This is a genomic window from Acinetobacter sp. CWB-B33, assembly GCF_039655955.1.
Lineage (GTDB): Bacteria > Pseudomonadota > Gammaproteobacteria > Pseudomonadales > Moraxellaceae > Acinetobacter > Acinetobacter bouvetii.
This window is the reverse complement of record NZ_JAGFEU010000006.1, coordinates 69,477-93,669: the sequence shown is the minus strand read 5'-3', so window position 1 is coordinate 93,669 and position 24,193 is coordinate 69,477. Positions and strand designations below refer to the sequence as shown.

Sequence of the window (24,193 nt, the reverse complement as noted above, 5' to 3'; positions counted from 1 at the left end):
TTTGAAATAAAGCCGACTTTAAAAGTCGGCTCGGACTGTGTATAACAATGAACCTGAAAGGGAAAATGATAAGCATAGGCAAAGAACGCAAAAAAACGTTAGACTATGCAGCAATCCATACAAGTTTAGTGTCTTCACAGAAGACGAAGAAGAAGGTGAAGGCTGATGCCGCTCAATACAGTTGAAGAGCTCGTCGCAGATATTCGTGCAGGCAAAATGGTTATCCTCATGGATGATGAAGACCGTGAGAATGAAGGCGATTTAGTCATCGCAGCGACTCATGTGCGCCCTGAAGACATTAACTTCATGATTACCCATGCCCGCGGCTTAGTGTGCTTAACACTCAGCCGTGAACGCTGCGAACAGCTGAAGCTGCCGCTCATGGTGGATGCCAACGGCGCTCAGCATGGCACAAACTTTACGCTGTCGATTGAAGCCGCTAAAGGCATTTCGACAGGCATTTCTCCTGCTGAACGCGCGCATACGATTCAAACGGCGGTTGCTGCGCATGCCAAACCTGCAGATATCGTCCAGCCGGGCCATATCTTCCCATTGATGGCGCAGCCGGGCGGCGTACTGCACCGCGCAGGCCATACCGAAGCCGGCTGTGATTTGTCACGCCTGGCGGGTTTAGAACCGGCATCGGTGATTTGCGAAATTATCAATGAAGACGGCACGATGGCGCGCCGACCTGACTTGGAAGTGTTTGCAGAAAAACACGGCCTGAAAATCGGCACCATTGCGGATCTGATTCATTACCGCATGACCAATGAGCAGACAGTTGAACGTATTGACCAGCAAACACTGGATACCGAATACGGCACCTTTGAATTATTCCGCTACCGTGAAATCGGCAACCCGGATATTCATTTGGCGCTGGTGAAAGGTGAGCCTAAAGCAGGTGTCACCACAGTCCGTGTACACGGCTTCAGCCCTGCACGCGACTTGCTGAAAATCAATAAGCAAGACGGTGAACCCGCGTGGAATTTAGATAAAGCGCTGAAAGAAATCGCCAACAGCGACCGCGGCGTCTTAGTCTGGATTGGCCAGCGCCATTTGCAGGACTTGGGCCCAGCCCTAGACAGCCTGTGTTCGCCAAAACCGACCAAATCTAGCGCCGCGCTGTCTCAGCAGTACCAAACCATTGGCGTGGGCGCACAGATTCTGCGTGATTTAGGCGTCGAGAAGATGAAGCTGTTAAGCTCACCTTTACGCTTCAATGCGCTGTCAGGCTTTAATTTAGAAGTGGTGGAATATATCACCGCAAACCAAACATCAGAGAAATAATCGAGGTTGCTATGGCAGTTCGCCGTATTGAAGGTATGTTACATCTCGCGAGCGAAGGCCGTTACGCGATCCTGGTTGGCCGTTTTAACAGCTTTGTTGTCGAACATCTGCTGGACGGTGCAATTGATACATTGAAACGTCATGGCGTATCAGAGGATAATATCACTGTTGTTCATGCACCAGGCGCATGGGAACTTCCAGTGGTGGCTAAGAAATTAGCGGAAACTGAACGTTTTGATGCCGTGATTGCGCTCGGCGCAGTGATCCGCGGCAGCACGCCTCACTTCGATTTCGTTGCTGGCGAATGCGCGAAAGGTTTAGGCGTGGTTGGCCTGAATACTGGCCTGCCGGTGATTAATGGTGTATTGACTACGGACAGCATTGAACAGGCGATTGAACGCTCGGGTACAAAAGCAGGCAATAAAGGCGGCGAAGCTGCCTTGACTGCTATTGAAATGGTTAACTTGTTAAAGGCTATTTAACGCTATGTCGCAAACACTTCAAGCAACTTATGCAGCAAAACGCAAAGCACGCCGTTTTGCTGTGCAAGGAATTTATGAATGGCAGATGAGCCACAATCCAGTCCATGAGATTGAAGCACGCACGCGTGTGGAAAATGCCATGCACAAAGTGGATCTAAGCTATTATCATGAATTGTTGACTCAAGTGGTTGCCAATCATGAAGCATTGGATGCGCTCTTAATTCCTGTACTGGACCGCGAACTTTCTGCGCTGGACGGCGTAGAACGGGCAGCGCTCCGTCTTGGCGCCTATGAATTGAAAGAGCATCTGGAAATTCCATACCGCGTTGTTTTAGACGAAGCGATTGAACTGGCTAAGCATTTTGGCGGCGCAGACAGCCATAAATACATCAATGGTGTATTGGACCGTTTAGCAACGACTCTACGTGCAGCAGAAAAGCAGCAAGCTCAATAATTTAAGTTGATTTGCGCGTATGGCTGAGTTCTCAATTATCGACACCTATTTCAACCGCAAGAATGCAAATTCTGTCGATTTAGGTGTTGGAGACGACTCAGCCCTGCTCACCCCTCCGCCACAGCAACAATTGGTCATTTGCGCCGATACTTCGGTTGCTGGCCGGCATTTTCCCCTCGATACACATCCGCATGCCATTGGCTGGAAATCTGTTGCCGTCAATTTATCTGATATTGCCGCAATGGGCGCGAAACCGCACAGCATCTTATTGGCATTGAGCTTACCCCAAATTGATCACGGCTGGCTCAAAGGCTTCAGTCAGGGCTTATACGATTGCTGCGATCAATTTGGCGTAAGTTTAATTGGCGGCGATACCACACAAAGCCCCCACCTGACAATTACCGTGACGGCGCTCGGCTGGATTGAATCCGGCAAAGCGGTGACCCGTTCAGGCGCGCAGCCCGGTGATTTCATCTGCGTCAGCGGCACGGTGGGTGACGCCGCTTACGGCCTGCGGCATTTGGGCCATCCGCTGCAAAAGCGCCTGGACTATCCCTCTCCGCGCTGCCAGCTTGGACAGCAGCTGAAGGGGCTGGCCTCCAGCATGATTGATATTTCAGACGGCCTGGCGCAAGACTTAGGGCATATTTTGGATGCCTCAAATGCGGGCGCAATTGTGCATTTGGAAAGCCTTCCCGTCTCTCCTGAAGTTGCAAAATTAGAACAAGAAAAAAAATGGCAGCTGGCTTTAGCCGGTGGCGATGACTATGAGTTATGCTTTACAATAAGCCCGCACAACTATCAGCTGCTGATGCAGCAAAAATTAGATGTAAATCTTACAATTATTGGACAAATTACCCAAAATTTGGGATTAACTTATTTACAGAATGGCGTAAATTGTTCCATTCAATTTCATGGGTATCAACATTTTGCATAAACCGGCAATCAACTTCAAGCAAATGAGCTGGCGGGACCGCTGCATCGTATTTTGCGGTGTTGGCTTTGGTTCTGGCCTGGCACCCAAGGCGCCGGGCACCTTCGGTTCCGCATTTGCTTTACTGTTCATTCCGCTCTGGCTTGCAATTGGCTTTTCCGGCACCATTATTGCGATTATTCTAATGTCGCTCATTGGCATCTATATCTGCGGCCAAACGGCCAAAGTCATGGGTGTCCACGATGATGGCCGGATTGTATGGGATGAATTTGCCGGCCAGTCCATTACCTTCTTGCCTTTGATTTATCTGGGCAGCATGAGCTGGTTCTGGGTGCTCACCGGATTTGGCCTATTCAGGCTGTTTGATGTCTGGAAGCCTTGGCCGATCAGTGTGATTGACCGTCAGGTTGGCGGCGGTTTCGGCATTATGCTGGATGATATCATTGCCGGTATTTGGGCTGCGCTCTGTATCTGCATTTATTTTTATTTCACGTCTATATGATAAATACTCCTAGGATCTGACATGTCTACTAGCGTTATCATTCTCGCAGCAGGTAAAGGGACACGCATGCGTTCCAGCTTGCCAAAAGTCCTTCAGCCGCTTGCTGGCCGTCCTTTGCTTGGCCATGTCATCGAGACTGCAAAAAAACTTCAAGCTGATAATATTATTACAATTTACGGACATGGCGGGAATCTCGTTCAAAATGAGTTTGCGCATGAACACGTGCAGTGGGTGGAGCAGGCTGAACAGTTAGGCACTGGCCATGCGGTTAAAGTCACCCTGCCTGTGCTGCCGAAAGACGGCCAAGCTTTGATTTTATCCGGCGATGTGCCTTGCATTAGCCAGCAAACCCTGCAAAAACTGCTGGATGCCGCGCAACATACCGGCATCGGCTTAGTGACACTGACCCTGCCTGATGCATCCGGTTATGGCCGCATCGTGCGTGAAAACGGCAAAATTCAAGCCATTGTGGAGCATAAAGACGCTTCTGATGAACAGCGCCAAATTAAAGAAATCAATACCGGCATTTACTGTGTCAGCAATGCCAAACTGCATGAGTGGCTGCCGAACTTATCCAACAGCAATGTGCAAGGTGAATATTACCTGACGGATATCGTGGCGATGGCGATTGCAGACGGCTTAGAAGTGGCTTCGGTAGAGCCCGAACGCGCTTTTGAAGTTGAAGGCGTGAATGACCGCGTGCAGCTGGCGGCTTTAGAACGTGAATTCCAAACCTATCAGGCCAAGCTGCTGATGCAGCAAGGCGTGCATCTCATTGACCCAAGCCGCTTCGATTTGCGCGGCCAGCTGACTGTCGGCCAAGATGTGCGCATCGATATCAATGTCATTATTGAAGGCGACTGCGCATTTGGCGATAACGTTGAAATCGGCGCAGGCTGCGTGATTAAAAACACCACCATCGCCGCAGGCACCAAAGTGCAGCCATACAGCGTATTTGACAGCGCCATTGTGGGTAAAAATACTCAGATTGGCCCCTTCTCCCGCTTGCGCCCAGGGGCCAAACTGGCGGATGAAGTGCATATCGGCAACTTTGTTGAAGTGAAAAATTCCAGCATTGGATTGGGCTCTAAAGCCAATCACTTCACCTACTTAGGCGATGCTGAAGTCGGCGCAGGCTCTAACATTGGCGCAGGCACCATTACCTGCAACTATGACGGCGCCAACAAATTCAAAACCATTATCGGCGATGCCGCCTTTATTGGCTCCAACAGCTCGCTGGTTGCGCCTGTGACCATTGGCAACGGCGCGACCATCGGCGCCGGTTCAACCATTACCCGTGATGTCGCTGACAACTGCTTAGCCGTAGAACGCTCTAAACAATTTGTCAAAGAAGATTATCCGCGTCCGCAAAAGATTAAGAAATAAGAGGGTTTTACTATGTGTGGTATTGTCGGCGGCATTGCTGAACGCAGCATTACAAATATTTTAATTGAAGGCTTAAAGCGCCTTGAGTACCGCGGCTATGATTCAGCGGGTGTTGCGCTGATTAACGGCGGCCATGTGCTGCGCGAACGCCGCGTCGGGAAAGTAGCCAATCTTGAACAAGCCGTGAATGAATCGCATATTGCAGGCTCGCTCGGCATTGCGCATACCCGCTGGGCAACGCACGGCAAGCCGACTGAAAACAATGCGCATCCGCATGTTTCAGGCAATGTGGCTGTGGTGCACAACGGCATCATCGAAAATTATCAAGAACTCAAAGACGATCTTGAAGCGCTGGGCTATGTTTTCACTTCACAAACAGATACTGAAGTGGTTGCGCATTTAGTCAATGATGCGCTGAAATCTACCCCAAGCCTGCTGGAAGCTGTGCGCCAAGTGGTGCCGCAGCTGAAAGGCGCTTATGCGCTGGGTATTGTGCATACCGACCATCCTAATGAATTGATTACGGTCCGTGAAGGCTCGCCGCTGGTCATTGGCGTCGGCATTGGCGAAAACTTCATCAGCTCTGACCAGCTGGCGCTGCTGCCGATCACCAACCGCTTTATCTACCTGGAAGAAGGCGACATTGCCCGCTTGACCCGCACCAGCATTGAAGTCTTTGCTGACGGCAAGCGTGTTGAGCGTCCAGTGAAAGAACTGGATGCAACGGTCAGCAACGCCTCTAAAGGCGAATACAAGCATTACATGCTGAAAGAAATTTATGAACAGCCGGAAGCGATTCAGCAAACGATTTCTCAAGCCCTCAACGGCAACAGCCTGCGCGCAGACTTCCTGAAAAATGCGGAAGCGGATTTCAGCCAAATCCAGCAAGTGCAAATTATTGCCTGCGGCACCAGCTACCATGCCGGCATGATTGCCAAATACTGGTTTGAACAGCTGATTGATGTACCTGCGCAAGTTGAGATTGCCAGCGAATTCCGTTACCGCTCACCAGTGATTGTCGGCAGCACGCTGTATATCTGCATTTCCCAATCTGGTGAAACCGCTGATACTTTAGCGGCGCTCCGCGACACGCAAAAGCGCGCCGCGGCCAAAGGCCTAAGCATCTCCACCCTGACCATCTGCAACGTGGCCACGTCATCAATGGTGCGTGAAACTAATCACAGCCTGCTGACTCTGGCAGGCCCTGAAATTGGGGTGGCATCAACCAAAGCCTTTACCACTCAATTGGCGGCCTTGATGCTGCTGATCCTGAAAATCGGCCAGGTCAAAAACACCATCTCTGCTGAAGAAATTGCAGCCATTACCGCTGAATTGTGGCATACGCCAAAAGTGATTTTGGATACCCTGCAAAACAATGAAGCTATTCTGCGCCTGTCTGAATTATTCAAAGAGAAACAGCACTGTCTATTCTTAGGCCGCGGCACGCAATTCCCGATTGCATTGGAAGGCGCGCTGAAACTGAAAGAAATTTCTTATATTCATGCCGAAGGCTACGCTGCCGGCGAGTTGAAGCACGGTCCATTGGCGCTGGTTGACAATGACATGCCGGTGGTGATTCTGGCGCCACAAGATGACATGCTGGACAAGCTGAAATCCAATATGGAAGAGGTTCAGGCGCGCGGCGGCGAATTGTTTGTCTTTGCCGATGTCAACAGCGGCATTAAAGGCAAGGATCGCCAGCATGTCGTACATGTGCCGAATATCAGCGCTGTTTTGGCTCCAATCGTCTACAGTATTCCAGTACAATTGCTGTCATACCATGTTGCCGTCCTGCGCGGCACTGATGTGGATCAGCCTCGAAACTTAGCAAAATCTGTAACTGTAGAATAAGTACAGACCATAAAACTGAAAAGGCTGGTTATTCCAGCCTTTTTTATGCCTATTAGATGAGAACAATGATGACCCAACTGACCTGTTTCAAAGCTTATGATATTCGGGGCAAACTCGGCACTGAACTCAATGAGGAGATTGCCTATAACATTGGCCGCGCCTATGGTCAGATTTATCAGCCCAAAACCATCGTGATCGGATGCGATATCCGATTAAGCAGCGAAGATTTGAAACAGGCGGCGATTAAAGGCTTAAATGACGCGGGCGTTAATGTGCTTGACCTTGGCATGACGGGCACGGAAGAAGTCTATTTCGGCGCATTCCATCTAGATGTACAGGGCGGCATTGAAGTCACCGCCAGCCACAATCCCATGGACTATAACGGCATGAAACTGGTTCATGAAAATGCCCGCCCCATCAGTGCCGATACTGGCCTGAAAGAGATTCAAGCTTTGGCTGAATCTGGCGAATTTGTTGATGTTGTGACGAAAGGCACAACTGGCAAATACAATATTTTGCCTGAATTCATTGAACATTTGATGACCTATATAGATCCTGCAAAAATCCGCCCGCTTAAATTAGTCATGAATGCCGGCAACGGCGCAGCAGGCCATGTGGTTGATGCCATTGAAGCAAAATTTAAACAGCAGAATATTCCTGTTGAATTGATTAAAATTCATAATGAAGCAGACGGCACTTTTCCAAACGGCATCCCTAATCCAATCTTAGTGGAAAACCGTGAAAGCACCCGTCATGCGGTACTGCAGCACGGCGCTGACATGGGTATTGCCTGGGATGGCGACTTCGACCGCTGCTTCCTGTTTGATGAAAAGGGCCAATTCATCGAGGGCTATTATATTGTCGGCTTATTGGCGCAAGCCTTCCTGCTGAAACAGTCCGGTGAAAAAATTGTGCATGACCCGCGTTTGGTCTGGAATACTTTCAATATTGTCGAAAAATACCAAGGCGAAGCGATTCAATCCAAATCAGGCCATTCCTTCATCAAAGAAAAAATGCGTGAACACAATGCTGTTTACGGCGGTGAGATGAGCGCCCATCATTACTTCCGTGATTTCGCCTATTGCGACAGCGGCATGATTCCTTGGCTGCTGGCCATTTCTGTATTGTCTGAAACGCAGCAAACACTGTCTTCACTGGTGGAAGGAATGATTGCAAAGTTCCCTTGCTCGGGTGAAATCAACTTTAAAGTGGCCGATACGCAGCTCACCATTCAAAAGATTTTTGATTATTATACTGAGCAAAAGCCCGCCATTGATCACACAGACGGCGTAAGTCTTGATTTTGGCGCTTGGCGTTTCAATGTGCGCGCGTCCAATACGGAACCTTTGCTGCGCTTGAATATTGAAAGCCGCGCAGATCAAAATCCGAAGCCAATGCAAGACTATGTCGATGAATTGACCACCTTGATTCAGGGTTGATCTTGAATGGAGAATAAAATGGGAGCTTCTGCTCCCATTTTATTTGGGGGTGTCAATTTTTATAACCCGCTGGATTCTGCTTTTGCCAATTCCAGCTGTCCGCCAGCATATCTTCTAAAGCATATAGCGGTTTCCAGCCCAGCTCTTTGACAGCGCGCGCATTGTCTGCAAATGAAGTCGCCACATCTCCTTCACGGCGCGGCTCAATACTGTAGGCAACAGGCACATGATTGACCCGCTCAAAGGTCTTCACGACATCGAGAACAGATGAGCCTTGACCTGTACCAATATTCCAGGCCCGGCAGCCTTTGGCCATCAGGCGATTATTCAAGGCGCACAAATGAGCGCGCGCCAAATCGACCACATGAATATAATCACGCACGCCTGTGCCATCAGCAGTATCATAATCATTGCCGAAAATAGACAATTTTTCACGGCGGCCCACCGCGACTTGAGTCACATATGGCATCAGGTTATTTGGAATGCCTTGCGGATCTTCACCAATACGGCCACTTTTATGCGCGCCGACTGGATTGAAATAGCGCAGCAAGGCAATTGACCAGCGTTCATCTGCCACGGACAATTTCTGCAACAGCTGTTCCACCATCAGCTTGGTATAGCCATAGTTGTTGCTTGGCATACCAGTCGGCATGGTTTCATTTAAAGGCGCTGCATTCGCCTCATCATAAACGGTTGCCGATGAGCTGAACACTAAATTAAATACCCCGGCACGCTCCATGGCCTGCACCAGCTGAATAGAACCGGAAATATTATTATCAAAATAAGCCAGCGGAATTTGCTGACTTTCGCCGACCGCTTTGAGGCCGGCAAAATGAATCACTGCATCAATCGGATGCTGCTGAAAAACCTGATCTAAAGCCTGCGCATCCCGAATATCGCCCTGCACAAACGTTAAGGATTTTCCGCTAAGCTGCTGCACGCGATTCAAAGACTCTTCGGAACTATTGCACAGATTATCCAGAACAATCACTTCATGGCCTGAATTTAACAGTTCTACGCAGGTATGTGAGCCAATATAGCCTGCACCGCCGGTTACTAATATTTTAGCCATGTGCCTTTCCTAATAATATCTGCAGCAGACCTTGAGTCGAAGCATCTAAACCGGAAACGTCCTGCTGATCGCCATTTAATACAGGAAGCAGCTGATTGGCAAGCTCCTTGCCTTTTTCTACCCCCCATTGATCAAAGGGATTAATGCCCCAAAGCACAGACTGTACAAAAACTTTATGCTCATACAGCGCGATGAGCATGCCTAAAGTATATGGGCTGAGTTCCTGCAGTAAAATTGTGCTGCTGGGCTGATTGCCGGCATACTGCTTATACGCTGGCAGCCCCGTTAACCCGCCTGTTTCCAATGCCTGATTGCCAAAGGCCAGCAGCCGCGACTGCGCCAAACAGTTTGATAACGCTAGATGATGCTGCAACGCCAAAGCCTCCGCATTATCCACATAGGTAAACTGCTGCGCCGTATAGCGGCGCACTGGCGCAATAAAGTCGCAACTGACGGCATGCGTTCCCTGATGCAGCAATTGATAAAAGGCATGCTGCGCATTCGGCCCGACTTCTCCCCAGACAATGGGGCAAGTATCCAGAGTGACTTTTTCGCCATTGCGCTGCGTCGACTTGCCATTCGACTCCATTTCCAGCTGCTGTAAATAAGCCGCAAAATATTTTAACCGGCCGTCATACGGCAATACCGCATGGGTCTGAATATTTAAAAAATTATTATTCCAAGCGCCCAGCAACCCCATTAATACCGGGATATTTTGCTCAAACGGCGCGTGCTGAAAATGCTGATCAATGGCATGCGCGCCAGCAAGCAGCTGCTTAAAGCCCTCTGCCCCTATGGTTAATGCAATGGGCAGGCCGATGCATGACCAAAGTGAATAGCGGCCGCCCACCCAGTCCCAAAGCAGAAACTGGTTTTCAGCGGCAATGCCCCACTCGGTCATTTTTTCAGCTTTGGTCGAAATGCCAATAAAATGATGCTTCAATATTTGCGCACTGCTGCCCAGCGCTTTTTCGAGCCACAGGCGAACCGTTTGCGCATTGGATAGCGTATCGATCGTGCCAAATGATTTTGATGAAATAATAAATAAAGTCGTTTCAGGACGCAGCTTATGCAGCAGGTCGGACAGCTGGCTGCCATCCATGGTCGAAACAAAATGAATCCCTAAAGGTTTCGCAGTCTGCACCTTAAAATCTGAAAGCGCATGCGTCACCATCAGCGGACCCAAGTCTGAACCGCCAACTCCAATATTTACGACATCCTGAATAACTTCACCCGAAGCGCCGCGGTATTGCCCCGCATGAATTTTTTCCACCAGCGCATACATCCGGTCCAGCTGCTGATGCACTTGCCGAGATAATTCAGGATATTCTGCACTGCCGCTGTCCAGCCGCAAGGCCCAATGCATTGCCGCACGCTGTTCGGTCGGGTTTATTTCAGCATTGGAAAAAAGCTTTTTAACCCATGCATGCAGATCCTGCGAATGCGCCCAGCTGATCAGCGCCTGCATCACCTGAGCGTCGATCCGGTGCTTGCTGTAATCCAGCACAATCTGATCAAACTGTAAAGAAAGCTTGCTGAACCGCAAAGCATCCTCTGCAAAAAGCTCGGATAAGTGGCGTTCTCGAAAATTCGCCTGCAGCGCATTCAGCTGCTGAACGGACTGCTCTGAGTCAGCTGAGGCGCCCCTAAGCGGCTGTACTGCCATTAGCGGCCAACTCCCATATAAGCAAAGCCTTTTGCTTTCACATAGTCTGGATGATAAATATTGCGCCCATCCAAAATCAGCGGATGATTCATTATTTTGAGCAATTCAGAATAATTCGGGCTCCAATACTGTTTCCATGCAGTAAGTAAACATAATGCATCTGCATTTCGCGCAGCGGCGTATTGATCCTGGCATAAAATCAAGTCAGCGCGTGTTCCATAAAGCTGCTGAATTTCCGGCAATGCCTGAGGATCATGCAATTGGACCATCGCGCCTTGCGCCCATAGGGCTTTCAGCATGATATGAATTGGCGACTGTTCAATTCTGGATGTATTTTCTTTAAATGAAGCGCCCCAAATGGCAACTATTTTTCCCTTTAAATCACCCTGAAAATAGTTCCAGAGTTTTCTAAACAGCAGCTCTTTTTGCTGTTCATTAATCTCCCAAACCTGTGCCAGCAGCTGGCTTTTTACGCCCGTTGTCGACACGGTATGCGCCAGCGTCACGATATCGTGAGAAAAATTTTCGCCGCCAAAGCCCGCGCCTGGATATAAATATGAAGCGCCGATGCGGCTATCTGCAGCCATGCCTTGGCGGACATGCTCAATATCAATACCCAGCTTTTCGGCCACCAGCGCCATATCATTCATATAGCTGATGCGGGTCGCCAGCATGCCCGATATGCTGAACTTGGTAAATTCAGCATCCAGCACCGGCATAAATAAATATTGGTATTGTCTTGGGAAAATAGGCCGCAAAAACTCTCGAACGACACTTTGCACCCGCTCATCCGCACAGCCCACCACCAGCTGCTTGGCTTGCGTTAAACTGAGAATCGCATTGCCTTCCTGCACAATATCAGGCATATAAACCCAATCATCCTGCGGCATATAACGTTTCAATTTTTCAGTTCCATGCAGCCCTAGCGTTGAGGCGTTCAACATTAATTTGGGATGAATCATGGGCCGCTTTTGCAGCTGCTGTAAAATTTCAACTGCTTGATCTTCTTCATTGGGACTGAAACTGAACAGATAAATATCAATATCGATCGGGAGGCCTGCCAGATCGCAATAGTGAAGAAAGCCTTTTTGATGCTGCGCCTGCAAGAGCCGGATAACCGCTTCATCATATTGAAAGCATTGCGATTCTGCATTTGTTTCGAAAGCTTGGCCACAGTAAACCTCATGACCGCATTCCGCCAGCAGGCCCGCCATCACCATGGCATACAGCGTTTTTCCCAATATGGCAATTTTCATCGCCACTCCTTTTTTTTGCGTTATAGAGGTATATCTTTCATCAGCGCTTTGAAAGCATCCCCCAATTGTGGATGATCTGCCCCATAATGCAATACTGCTTTCAAGTAGCCTATTTTATTGCCGCAATCAAAAGTCTGGCCGCTCATCCGGTAAGCTTCCACAGCCTCGCTTTGCTGCAGCATGGCAATCGCATCGGTCAACTGGATTTCATTGCCTGCGCCTTTGGGCGTCTGTTCCAGCAGCTGCATAATTTTTGCAGGCAAAATATAACGCCCAACTACTGCTAAATTAGAAGGTGCAGCATGGGCTGCGGGCTTTTCAATAATACCCTGCATCACGGCACTTTGACCTTCAGCAGGAGGCTCGCTCACATCGACAATGCCATACTGATCAACCAGATTTTCCGGAACGGCCTCCACCATAATTTGCGCCGCCTGCGACACATCAAAACGCTGAATCATGCGAGAAAGGTCACCCTCAGCCGTTTTATTTTTCACCAGAACATCCGGCAGCAGCACCGCAAAGGGCGCATCACCGACAATCTCTTTCGCGCATAGCACAGCATGGCCCAAGCCTAATGGCTGCGGCTGGCGCACGCTGACCACACTGACATGCGCCGGCAGCATATGGGCAATTTCGTGCAGCATTTCGGATTTATGTTTGGCAGCCAAAGCAGCTTCCAATTCAAAATTACGGTCAAAATAATTTTCAATAGAGGCCTTTGATGAATGCGTCACCAAAATGATTTGCTCAATGCCTGCAGCCACAGCCTCTTTGACTACATAATCAATGGCGGGGCGATCCACAACAGTCACCATTTCTTTGGGAATGGATTTGCTGGCAGGCAGAAAACGCGTTCCCAAACCAGCAACAGGGAGAACCGCTTTTTTAATCATACTAATTTTACTGAATTAAAAATTAAAGTATTCAATGATACTATTTAGAGCCTGTCTCTGTCTCTGTCATTTCTTGATTAGAAAAACGCGCGGCGCCCACTTCTTGATCTGGCGCATTAATCCCTTCTTTAGCGACCATGACTTTGACCGTTTTACACATAATCTTAAAATCCAGCCAAATGGACTGATTCTCAACATAGGCCACATCTAAAGCAAATTTTTCTTCCCACGATAAATTATTGCGCCCGCTTACTTGTGCAAGCCCCGTCATGCCGGGTTTCACTTCATGGCGGCGCATTTGTTCTGCAGTATAATGATCTAGAAAATCTTTCATCTGAGGGCGCGGGCCGACAATGCTCATATCGCCTTTCAGCACGTTGATTAACTGAGGCATTTCATCCAGGCTTGTTGACCGCAATTTATGCCCAAAAGGCGTAATCCTCTCGCCATCAGGCAATGGATTTCCATGCTTATCTACAGCATCCAGCATGGATCGGAATTTAATCATTTTAAAGATTTTGGCATCTTGCCCTGGGCGCTCCTGATAAAAAAATACAGGTGAACCCAAGTTTTTGCGCACTTTAAAAACAACGATAAGAAAAATTGGGCTTAAAATAACCAACGCAGTAAGAGCAATAAGAAAATCAATTAACCTTTTCATTCACATAACCTGATTTAGTCTGGCTGATTCATAAATTTTCAGTAAGAATCTGAATTTTTTTATATAAAAGAAAAAACATTAATGCATGTTCATTATAACGCGGAAATGAACAGCATGGCTCCTATTTTGGATTAAATCTCAGAAACCAATTTTTGTACCGTAATATCCCGTATATATTGTGATTCAATTAACATTCTATTCTGTACAGAAATTCCCTTATAGCTTTGGCTAGCGATCACCTTTTCAATTTCAGTCTTTAAAACTGCAATATCACAAGGCTGCACCAGCGAAACATGTTCAAATTTATTTAATGTATTGCTTGCCACACCGACACCGCCATAAATGACATATTTACCAGTAGATAAATATTCATATAGTTTGGAAGGCATTGCACTCGCAAAATCAGGTGTTAACTGAGCATATAAAATATCGCTGTGATTATAAATCTCGATGAGCTCATCAAATTTTTTACGGCCTAAGAACCTCAAATTTATTTGCTTAGGATCAGCGAATGCAGACACTCTTTCAAAATCCGTACCGCCGCCAACAATATTAAATACCACTTGCGGCAATTGCTTGCTCACGGCAATCAATGTGGATAAATCCTGTGCTAAGCCAACATTGCCCACATAGGTGACCGTCAATACATTTGTTGCATTTTCAGTAATAGCGCTGAGTTCATTAAAAACCTTTTGCGCAACCCCATTAGGCACTTTAACTATTTTTTGAGCACTTTGAATATGCTTAGAAACATATTCAAATTCATGATCATTAGTAACACTTAAGATATTGAATCTTTTGAAATTCAGCAATGCGCTATAAGTGAAAATTCTTTTGGCGACTCTATTGACCAAAGAATTCTCATCTAAATATTCCCAGCTCAAATCACGAATATCGAGTATTTTTGTACTTTTTCCTGTTAACAGCCCGCTAAGGTGAAGTAAAAACATAGACGGTATTGTGATTAAATTGACATCACAGTTCAGCTCATTTGCTTTGTTTAAAGCAGATGAGGCTATTTTCATTTCTAGAAAAGCGCGCTTTATAAATGACGGTATTTTTGTATCAATAAATGGAATCTTATGATGCGTAAAATGATCGTGCTGAATAAGTTGATATTCAGCATGATCCATAGAAATTAGGTTAACCGTATGCCCCTCAGCTAAAAAAGAATTTACGAAACTGAGAACCCGATTTCGTGAAGCATTTTCATTTTCTAGGCTATTGGCGCTGATAATACATATATTTGACATTTTAAAAACCTAGACTTCTACGCGATATTAAAATCTCATAGTTATTTGAGAGCAAATTAATTTTCAAACACTTATTAGGTACAGATTTTCCAAATTCTGGATGCCAAAAACTATTTACAAGATTGGCTTCAATATCACCTTGCAATTGAATTTCAATGATATGCCCCATCAAATCGCACACATAACTGTTGCCTTGTGCTTTATTAATTGTGACATCCGGATGAAAATAAAAATATGAAACTGCTGAATTAAATTGACCGTTTAAATCATCTTTTAAAATAATCTGATCATCCCAAAATTTAACCGCACGGCGATGAACCACATGTTTCAAACTTTTATAGGAGGCTGAAAATTCAGTAATCTGGCCTAACTCAAAATTTATATGATCCAGCTTTGGGCTAACGCGTCTAGCAACTCTGAAACCAGACCAAATTTCACTCGAATTTTGCTGATCAATTTCAATGGTATTATGAGCAGCTGTACTTCTCTGATGCAAACGTTCGGAACCCAGCCCATATTGTGAAATTCCTGAATTCACAATAAATCTTGCACCCCAAATACTCAGTTCGAAACTTAAAGTATCAGCATGAGCATGGCCAGGCTGGTAGCTTGGCCCAACTTCTGCAACATCCATAATAAATTTATAGCTTGGTTTTTCTACAACAATATAACCACTTTGCTTTAAATAACGATCTTGCGATTCCGATACTGGAACAAATATATTCAATTTTTCAGCATAAATTTTCAAATTTTCATAGGTTGATGCAATACCAAAAGTGGCGTCATTAAAAAATGAAATTTCGCCATCGGGATGTGACATATATTTCAACCAATCGAGCATTTTTATTATTTTAGTTTGCAGGTGCTCGACATCTATTAAATCTGATTGAGCATAACCACGTGTAATGAGTTGATAGAGATCCAACAGATCTTCTAAAAAAATGGCATGGTACATTGGAGTCAATTCAAAGTTCGCTCCATCTGCTAATACTTGCTCATCAATTTCTTGATGATAAATCTTTAAACCCAGCGTTAACCATTTTTTTGATTCAACCGTATCAAAAAAGAGACCTGCAAAAATCAATGCTTTTGCATTTGCAAACAGATGATTTGCTAAGATGTGCCACTCAACTATTTTAGATAAATGTTCTGCCTGCAAGGCCAAATTTTGTAATTGTTGTTCTGTAAGCTGATGACCCTGCAAACTCCACTTTACCCAATTGACAATGCGCAGCGAGTTTGGATAAGGCTCCCAGCCATTGCCTTTTGCATAAGGATTTTGATCAATCCATTTCTGAATAATATCTTTATGCCACTCAACTCGATCAGATGCATTTTCAGCATTTAAATCATCAAAATAATGTAAATTATATAGCCATAATTTTTCTTGCTGATTGGTATTCCAATCCTCAGCCCTATTTAATTGACCTGGATGGTTCAAAAATAAAAACTGTGTTGGACTAAGCATACAAATAGGCTTAGCTATCGCATTTTCCCAATTTTGTGCTGCGTATCTAAGCTGAGTTTTAAATACTGTTTGCTTGACGCTTGGTTTAAGTAAAAGATAATATAATCTATAATAAATTTGTATAAACTTTAAATACTTAACAGTATTTATCAATTTTAAAGTTTTCATTTCATTTATCCAAATTTTTAAGCCAATCCGCAACAATTTTTGACCATGTATAATTTTCCATAACTGATTGTCTTAACTGTTGAGACTGCTGATAATAACTTTGATAATCTTTAGTCACTGAAGTTAGTGTATTTAATAAATCTTCTGAGTTCCCAGATTGATAAAATACAACACCATTTAATTTAGAAGCCTGTTGTTCGATACTGTTGCCTACAATCATTGGCAGGTTTAAAGAAGCATATTCAAAAAGTTTCATAGGACTTCCTGACTTAGCCATCTGTGTATCACTAGGATGTAATATTAATATTGGGTTACAAATGGCTGACAATTTCACTATTAATGAATTATGATTGAATGAACCTAAGAATTCTTTAGAAGAATCATTTTCTCCATCAAAACCAAAAATATAAAATTTATCAAAGTTATCTTTATTTCTTTCATAAACTTCAAATAGCATATCCCAATCATAATATTCTTGTTTTTTACCAAAATAAATTAAATTAGGTTTAAAATCAAAATTTATACTTGCTTCATATTTCAGAAATGGCTTAGGGTTAAATCCATTAGGCATAATATAAACTTCATGAACTGGAAAACAAATTTCATTAATTTCTTTTTTTGAATTAGCAGAAACAACAATAATTTTACTAAATCTTGCTACTATAATAATAGATAACTTGACTGCATTACGAATAACAAAATTCTTGGAATTTATTCCTGTTATTGTATTCACTTCAAAATAAAAATTTTTATATATTAACAAAAAAGGAAAGAATATGTACGGTAGAAAAAAACGCCAACGGATTACTATTTTTTCTTGTTTTAGGATGGATTTAAAAATTTCAATAATACAAAAAATATAAAAAAAACCATTAATATTTTTAAATATTAAGTTACTGTTTTTTTCAATAAATTTTTCTGCACCGCCATCAGAAACCAAAGCGACTGACTTACGATTATAGATTAGACCATCAACAAAACCTTTTGCATGACTAACACGGCCACAAGGCCCTTCTTTGAAGAATTTTCTGGTTGTTAAAATATATTTAAAATTCATTTCTATCATCTACCTTTATAGAATCTATTAACGGAAACCAGAAGACCCATACCGGAAAATAATAGAATAGAGCTACTAATACTTCCACTAAACATGCCCATAAAGACTCCATGAATAAAAACTATCAATGGTGCTGCATCAGTTTCTTTCTTAGCTATTATTAACAACTCTTTAAAACAAAATAAAACACATAAAACAAACAAACATAGAATAAAAAGACCTTGCCCCATGCCAACTTCTAAAAATATATTATGAGGATAAACACCCTCTACAAGGAAGTGACCGCCTAAAATAGAATTATCTTGAATGTAAGTGAATGCTTGATTCCATTGACCTAATCTATTAGTAACAGAAGTATCTTGGTTCTGGTATGAATCTCCAATGGACATAAATCTAACAAAGACTGCGCTGCCCATTTTTATAGAAAAAAAGATTAAAGCAGCAAGTACAAAAGGAAAAATCATTAGGATTTTAATCTTTACAGATCTTTTTGCTACAAAAATTATAGATAATAAAAGACTTAAGAAAAGAGTAATTACTGAACCGCGGGATGCACCAAGATTATATGGAACAAATGAAATTAATATAAATAAAATATACTTTAAGTTGTTAGAAAATTTATTTATTTGTATTAATTTAAAAAAACACATAGATATAGTTAACGATGCAGCATATGACATAGATAAGGGGCTAAGGAAAGAATCTTGGCCTTCGTATTTCAGCATACTTATTCGACCGATACCGGATAGCATTAAGTCCTTATATAAATAAAGAACCATAAGTGATAGAACGACACCAGATGAAATAATAGCATTTACAAGGATATCTTTAATTTTTTTATAATCTATAAAGGAGAAAAAAATGAAAGGTATAAGAGAATAAACAATCATATATAAAATGTATTCAATTTTCTTATTGAAAAAAGAAAGCTGTGAAAAAAGATCTACAGCATAGGTTAATATAATATAAAAGCAGATAGCAAAAACTGAGAAAAAATAATAATTATTATTAATTTTATTCTTTATATTTTTAATTATAAAATACAACATAATTAAAGAGCACACCAATCTCAATGGCACACTATAAACGCTTGTGAAGCCATCACCCAAAAAGCTTATTACAAAAGCCAATCCGGCATAATATCCGCCATATAGAAAGAAACAAATTAAGAAGAGAAAAAAATATTGACTAGAAAAATTAAACTTCATCACTCTCAACCTGATTAACCATTTCTATCCACTTTTTCTTCCATAGGCTATAATTAAAACCACTCTTTACAGTATCATATGCATTATTACTGAGAAATCCTCTCTTTTCAGAATCATTTATTAGCTCCATTATTGCTAAATAAATATTTTTTTCGTTTGGATTAACAATTTTACCATTAAAATCATCAATGACGACATTTGTTAACCCACCAATGTTAGTAGTTACAACAGCGCATTTACATGACATAGCTTCTAATAAACTTAAAGATGTACCTTCAGATCCTAGAGTCGGAACAACAGCTATATCAATTTTTTTGTGAAAATCATATGTTCCGTCTTGGTTGAATTTCGTAATCTGAATATTCTCTGGATATTTTTCTTGCAAGGCTGTAATTTTAAATTTCTCAGGCCCATCTCCTGCAAAATAAAAGTTTAGATCTGTGCGATTTTTTAAAATTTTTTCAGCTACATTCAACATTGTATCCACACCACGCTTTTGTACAAAACGTCTTGCAAAACAAATATTTAAATTAACATTTTTATTTTTTTCAAAACAAAACAATTTTGTAAAGTTCGGAATAACAGTTATATTATTCATTTCATTGTTATGCTTAATGGCAAAAGTACGATACCAATTTAAATAATTATAATCAACGCAAACCATATAATTACTGTTTTTACTTTTTTTCAAAGCAATGTATCTTTGGTATAATTTATATATTGCAATCAAATTAAAACTTTTAAGCATTTTCTTAAAAGTAGAATCTTCAGAATACATATCAAAAGCAATACCATGCTGTATACTTAAAGTTTTTTTATGGTTGATTTTTTGAGAAATTGTATCAGCCCCCCATATAACAATATCAGAGTCATTAATTTTGTATTTGCTTTTTAAATAATGAAACCCATTATAATATTGCTTCTTACCACATATTAATTGTTCAATTTTGATATTTGAAATTTCACCAACGCCAATTTCTTTACCAAATTGTAGGACATAAACATCATATCCTTCACTATTCAAAACAATTGAAAGCTCATAAAGATATCTCTGAACTCCGCCGATTTCTGTTAAAAAATTTCCTTCCGAAAATTTAAAAACTTTTTCATATATGATAAAAATTCTTTTACTCACAAAAAATTATCCTCAATATCATTAATAATATTCTTTAATTCACCTTTTTTTTGCAAATTAGGTTGAAACTTGTTTACTAAAGATGAATTAACTAGATTATATAATTCATCCTGATTAAATGGCTTCTCCCATAAAAGAACATTATTATATTCTTGACTTACAATCTTAAGTTTTGGCTCTATTTCAATTGCAATAGAAGGAATCTGATGAATTAATGCGAATATAATCCCATGATATCTAGCAGATACAATTAAATTATATTGAGAAAGCAAATCTGAAAACTCTAATATTTCTAATTTTTTTGCATCCCACTGCAAATAAGGAATATTTTTTTCTTGCAATCTTAAACAACAACTAGAATCTTTGCCAAATAATACAAATTCAATATCAAATTCATTTGAATATTTTTTATAAAAATCTAAAAAATAATCTAAATATTTTATTGAATCATCATAATACCAATCTCTTAAAACTACAGCTATTTTATTATTTTTACTTGTGGTTTTCACATAGTATTCACTATCTAGCAAACAGATATCCTCTGATTTATAGATACTATTGCAAGAACCTTTTAAATAATTATAACTCTCTTTATCTCTAACATATATTATATCTGCTTGACCAATTTTTTTAGCTGTTAGATTTTGTTTCTTTTTGCTTGCAAAAGGACCAAAACCGACGCATAAGTATATTTCATTTTTAAAAACAACCTGCGGTCCTTTTTTAACTTTTAATAATTTATAGAAAACTGTTTCAGGACTTAATAAAGTGTTTAATATTTTTTTAAATAAAAATTTCAAAGAAAAAAAATCATAAAACTGAGTACCACCACCCCACAATAATACCTCAGTATACAACTCTATATCTTCATCATAAGAAAAATAATCAAGCCCCTTAAATAGATTATCCATATATTCATTTTTCTTACCAATCACCGCTATTTTTTTTTCGGATGAAATATTCCTGATCAGTGAATACAATAAGGCGTCATCACCAAAATTTTCAGCACCGTAAGCTCCCCTAATAACGATGTCATAATTAATTTTATCATTTAGCAAAATATTCTTTCCCATAAAATTTTTCATCATGAATTAATTTATCTAAAATTAATTTTTCATCATCAGTCGAATAACGCTTTTTCAGAATTTTAGCCGGATTTCCACCAACTAAACAATAATCTGGTACATCTTTAGTTACTACACTACCCATAGCGATAACTACACCATTACCAATTTTAACGTTTGGACATATTTTTACATCTAATCCAATCCAACATCCTTTACCAATATAAACACTACTTTTTATAGTGTTTTTACTATATGGCAACATTTCAAATGTATTATAATCATGATTTACTGACCAAATCTTAACCTTTGGCCCCAATATTGTTCCATCATCTATATATACACCACCTGCAGCATGTATATAACAGTCAGGACCAATATAAACATTATTTCCAATCTTCATATTACTTTTTTGAAAAAAAGTTCCACGTTTAATAATACTATTAATACCGATATCTATATTTTTTTTCCAAAAAAAATAGTTAATAAAAAAATTAATAATTTTCATCATACCAATACCTTAACTTTTTTCGAAAAACTCAAATAGGAATATAATCTGACAATAATAAATGTTAAAACTGCACCCCATATTCCAAACAAATAAATAAATATAAAGTTACAAACAATTGATATCAAAAATTGATTAATTACGATCCTATCTACACCTTTGATACCATAACCCATTAACTTTAATCTTTCTATATTTGCTAAAAAGGCAAAAAACACACCCACACCTAAACTTAACACATAATATGGCAGAAAATTATAGCTTGAGCTTAAATAATATTTTGAAGCTACGTATGATGCAAAAACACTAATAATCAACAATAAAAACATAATCATTATAACTTTGCGTATCAAAAAATTTAATTTTGAAAAATTATTTTCTGCTGATTCTTTTATATAAGGCAAAATCAAATTTGCTAATGTACTTCCCATTATTGAAACTATCATTATAAAATTAAAAGCTGCCCAATAATTTGCTATATTTTCTTTGGGTAAATTAATAAAGCTACTATAGAATGACAAAATCCAAACTTCAGCTCTCATCATTAACATCGCGCATAAATCAAATACTAAAAAGCTAAATCCATCCCTATATATCGAAAGATTATTTTTAAAATCTAATGTGTGTAAATTTATTTTAAATAAAACAAAAATTATGTAAAAAAACATGAATATTATTGCAATGTTTCTAAATATAAATTGAACATCTGCTTTTTTTAAAAAATATGATGTTAAAATAACAACGATTAGAATAATTGCCGTTTTTACTGGCATGAATAAAGAGTATTTAATGAATTCTTTTTTTGCTTGTAGTGATACTAAATAAGAATCAAATATAGAAGATGCTATTCCACCTATCATTGCAAAAAAAATTAAACTTTTTATTAACGAAAAACTATATGCACCTATAATAACCAACATAAATAGTGAGAAATAAATTTTTACATTGTTATTTTTTTCAATTAATTTTATATTTTCATTATCTAATGCTACTTGATTATTAATACCCATACCTGGTAACAAAGAAAATGCAGTGTATACTGTAAATGCAAATGAGTAATCTGAAAAATCATAAACAGACATATTTCTCATACAGTAAAACATTGTTAAAAAAGAGAGGACTGCTGTCAATCCTCTCCAAAATACAACTTTAAACAATATATTTAAATTCATTTAAATATATATTCCTTTTGTATCGATTACATTTTCAAGATTAGCTAAAGAATTATTTTTAAAATCTTTATGATCAACTAAAATTAAATGAATATCCGCATCATTACGCTGATTAAAATCAATTAATCTAACATTACTTGGTAGACTTGCAGGAAGTTCATGAATATTTGGTTCAATTGCCAGAATATTTAGACCTTGTTCAGCAAGTTTCTTTGTAATTTCTAAAGCTGGGCTTTCACGCAAGTCATCAATATCCGGCTTAAAAGCTAAACCATAACAAGCGACGGTTACATCTTTAATCGTTTTTTCAGGGTTCGCCTGTAAAAAATCAGCAATCTTAATTTTAACCTGATCAATCACCCATTCAGGTTTTGCATCATTCACTTCACGCGCAGTACGTATTAAACGCGCTTGCTCAGGTGTTTTGGCTACAATAAACCAAGGATCAACTGCAATGCAGTGTCCGCCTACACCCGGCCCAGGCTGCAGAATATTGACACGCGGGTGGCGGTTTGCCAAAGCAATCAACTCCCAAACGTTAATATCCAGCTTGTCACAAATAACAGAGAGTTCATTAGCGAAGGCAATATTGACATCGCGGAACGAGTTTTCTGTCAGTTTACACATTTCAGCGGTACGCGCGTTGGTTTCAATACAGCCACCCTGTACAAATGTTTTGTACAAATTGCTGGCAGCAATTGAACAAGGCTGTGTCATCCCGCCAATAATGCGGTCATTGCTAATAAGTTCTTGCAATACCTTGCCTGGCAAGACACGCTCAGGGCAGTGAGCGACACGAATATCCGATGCTTCACCCGCCTGCTGCGGGAAAGTTAAATCAGGGCGCGCTTCACTTAGCCATGCCGACATTTGCTCTGTTGCGCCTACTGGAGAAGTTGACTCTAAGATCACCAAATTGCCTGATTTAAGATAAGGCGCCAAAGCCTTCGCTGCAGACTCAATATATTTTAAATCCGGTTGATGATCATCTTTAAAAGGCGTCGGCACTGCCACAATATACACATCGGCTTCTGCTGGTACAGTCTGAGCAGCCAGCATGCCTTTTGTGACAACCACTTTAACCAATGCATCCAGATCAGGCTCTACAATATGAACCTTCCCCTGGTTAATCATATCTACAGCATGCTGATTGACATCAACACCCGTAACTTTTACCCCATGTGCAGCAAAAGTCGCTGCGGTCGGCAACCCAATATAGCCTAAACCAATGACACAAATATGCTTAAATTGACTATTCATATTCTTTCTAACAC

At 41.1% G+C, this 24,193-nt stretch carries 22 protein-coding genes; 8 read left to right on the top strand and 14 right to left on the bottom strand.

The features are described from left to right. The first annotated feature begins 165 nt into the window (after positions 1-165). From ribBA to JZ784_RS15145, 8 genes are all read left to right on the top strand, one after another. Complete coding sequence (gene ribBA, locus JZ784_RS15180) at positions 166-1,287, top strand: bifunctional 3,4-dihydroxy-2-butanone-4-phosphate synthase/GTP cyclohydrolase II (RefSeq protein WP_005012202.1); 1,122 nt, start codon at positions 166-168, stop codon at positions 1,285-1,287. 11 nt (positions 1,288-1,298) lie between these two features. Then, positions 1,299-1,769, top strand: a complete 471-nt coding sequence (gene ribE / locus JZ784_RS15175; RefSeq protein ID WP_005012203.1) for a 6,7-dimethyl-8-ribityllumazine synthase — start codon at positions 1,299-1,301, stop codon at positions 1,767-1,769. A gap of 4 nt (positions 1,770-1,773) precedes the next feature. Next, a complete protein-coding gene (gene nusB / locus JZ784_RS15170; protein WP_005012209.1) occupies positions 1,774-2,223 on the top strand; it encodes a transcription antitermination factor NusB in 450 nt (149 codons plus the stop codon). Positions 2,224-2,242: 19 nt separating this feature from the next. Next, on the top strand, positions 2,243-3,160 hold the full coding sequence (gene thiL, locus JZ784_RS15165; protein ID WP_346315441.1) for a thiamine-phosphate kinase: 918 nt from the start codon (positions 2,243-2,245) through the stop codon (positions 3,158-3,160). Next, positions 3,138-3,659 (top strand): phosphatidylglycerophosphatase A, encoded by a 522-nt coding sequence (locus JZ784_RS15160; RefSeq protein ID WP_346315440.1) that lies wholly within the window; start codon positions 3,138-3,140, stop codon positions 3,657-3,659. Before thiL ends, JZ784_RS15160 begins: the two co-directional genes overlap by 23 nt. A 21-nt stretch (positions 3,660-3,680) precedes the next feature. After that, positions 3,681-5,045, top strand: coding sequence for a bifunctional UDP-N-acetylglucosamine diphosphorylase/glucosamine-1-phosphate N-acetyltransferase GlmU (gene glmU, locus JZ784_RS15155; RefSeq protein ID WP_346315439.1), 1,365 nt, complete (start codon positions 3,681-3,683; stop codon positions 5,043-5,045). Between the two features lie 12 nt (positions 5,046-5,057). Next, a complete protein-coding gene (glmS, locus tag JZ784_RS15150; RefSeq protein WP_005012215.1) occupies positions 5,058-6,896 on the top strand; it encodes a glutamine--fructose-6-phosphate transaminase (isomerizing) in 1,839 nt (612 codons plus the stop codon). A 68-nt stretch (positions 6,897-6,964) separates the two neighbouring features. Next, complete coding sequence (locus tag JZ784_RS15145; protein ID WP_346315438.1) at positions 6,965-8,335, top strand: phosphomannomutase CpsG; 1,371 nt, start codon at positions 6,965-6,967, stop codon at positions 8,333-8,335. 52 nt (positions 8,336-8,387) lie between these two features. Here the strand turns inward: JZ784_RS15145 and galE are convergent, their stop codons facing one another. The 14 genes from galE to wecC form a co-directional block, all read right to left on the bottom strand. Then, positions 8,388-9,407 carry a UDP-glucose 4-epimerase GalE gene (gene galE / locus JZ784_RS15140; protein ID WP_346315437.1) on the bottom strand — a complete coding sequence of 340 codons (1,020 nt, stop codon included), beginning with the start codon at positions 9,405-9,407 and terminating at the stop codon, positions 8,388-8,390. After that, complete coding sequence (gene pgi, locus JZ784_RS15135) at positions 9,400-11,073, bottom strand: glucose-6-phosphate isomerase (RefSeq protein WP_346315436.1); 1,674 nt, start codon at positions 11,071-11,073, stop codon at positions 9,400-9,402. Before pgi ends, galE begins: the two co-directional genes overlap by 8 nt. Beyond that, complete coding sequence (locus JZ784_RS15130; protein WP_346315435.1) at positions 11,073-12,329, bottom strand: UDP binding domain-containing protein; 1,257 nt, start codon at positions 12,327-12,329, stop codon at positions 11,073-11,075. The genes pgi and JZ784_RS15130 overlap by 1 nt, the downstream gene beginning before the upstream one ends. A gap of 20 nt (positions 12,330-12,349) precedes the next feature. Further along, entirely contained in the window at positions 12,350-13,225 is an 876-nt protein-coding gene (gene galU, locus JZ784_RS15125) for a UTP--glucose-1-phosphate uridylyltransferase GalU (RefSeq protein ID WP_346315434.1), read from the bottom strand. Between the two features lie 40 nt (positions 13,226-13,265). Continuing rightward, positions 13,266-13,886: a sugar transferase gene (locus tag JZ784_RS15120; protein ID WP_130145430.1), complete on the bottom strand. Its 621-nt coding sequence runs from the start codon at positions 13,884-13,886 to the stop codon at positions 13,266-13,268. Between the two features lie 131 nt (positions 13,887-14,017). Then, a complete protein-coding gene (locus tag JZ784_RS15115; RefSeq protein ID WP_346315433.1) occupies positions 14,018-15,139 on the bottom strand; it encodes a glycosyltransferase in 1,122 nt (373 codons plus the stop codon). Position 15,140: 1 nt separating this feature from the next. Further along, on the bottom strand, positions 15,141-16,775 hold the full coding sequence (locus JZ784_RS15110; RefSeq protein ID WP_346315432.1) for an alginate lyase family protein: 1,635 nt from the start codon (positions 16,773-16,775) through the stop codon (positions 15,141-15,143). A gap of 1 nt (position 16,776) precedes the next feature. Then, positions 16,777-17,832: a glycosyltransferase gene (locus JZ784_RS15105; RefSeq protein WP_346315431.1), complete on the bottom strand. Its 1,056-nt coding sequence runs from the start codon at positions 17,830-17,832 to the stop codon at positions 16,777-16,779. A gap of 5 nt (positions 17,833-17,837) precedes the next feature. Beyond that, the gene (locus JZ784_RS15100) at positions 17,838-19,040 is read right to left on the bottom strand and encodes an O-antigen ligase family protein (protein ID WP_346315430.1); all 1,203 of its coding nucleotides are present in this window, start codon (positions 19,038-19,040) and stop codon (positions 17,838-17,840) included. Beyond that, positions 19,030-20,175, bottom strand: a complete 1,146-nt coding sequence (locus JZ784_RS15095) for a glycosyltransferase family 4 protein (RefSeq protein ID WP_346315429.1) — start codon at positions 20,173-20,175, stop codon at positions 19,030-19,032. The genes JZ784_RS15100 and JZ784_RS15095 overlap by 11 nt, the downstream gene beginning before the upstream one ends. Next, a complete protein-coding gene (locus JZ784_RS15090; RefSeq protein WP_346315428.1) occupies positions 20,172-21,248 on the bottom strand; it encodes a polysaccharide pyruvyl transferase family protein in 1,077 nt (358 codons plus the stop codon). The genes JZ784_RS15095 and JZ784_RS15090 overlap by 4 nt, the downstream gene beginning before the upstream one ends. Beyond that, positions 21,223-21,750 (bottom strand): acyltransferase, encoded by a 528-nt coding sequence (locus tag JZ784_RS15085; RefSeq protein WP_346315427.1) that lies wholly within the window; start codon positions 21,748-21,750, stop codon positions 21,223-21,225. Before JZ784_RS15085 ends, JZ784_RS15090 begins: the two co-directional genes overlap by 26 nt. Then, positions 21,747-22,919 carry a hypothetical protein gene (locus JZ784_RS15080; protein WP_346315426.1) on the bottom strand — a complete coding sequence of 391 codons (1,173 nt, stop codon included), beginning with the start codon at positions 22,917-22,919 and terminating at the stop codon, positions 21,747-21,749. Before JZ784_RS15080 ends, JZ784_RS15085 begins: the two co-directional genes overlap by 4 nt. Beyond that, the gene (gene wecC / locus JZ784_RS15075; RefSeq protein ID WP_346315425.1) at positions 22,920-24,179 is read right to left on the bottom strand and encodes a UDP-N-acetyl-D-mannosamine dehydrogenase; all 1,260 of its coding nucleotides are present in this window, start codon (positions 24,177-24,179) and stop codon (positions 22,920-22,922) included. Positions 24,180-24,193: the final 14 nt, after the last annotated feature.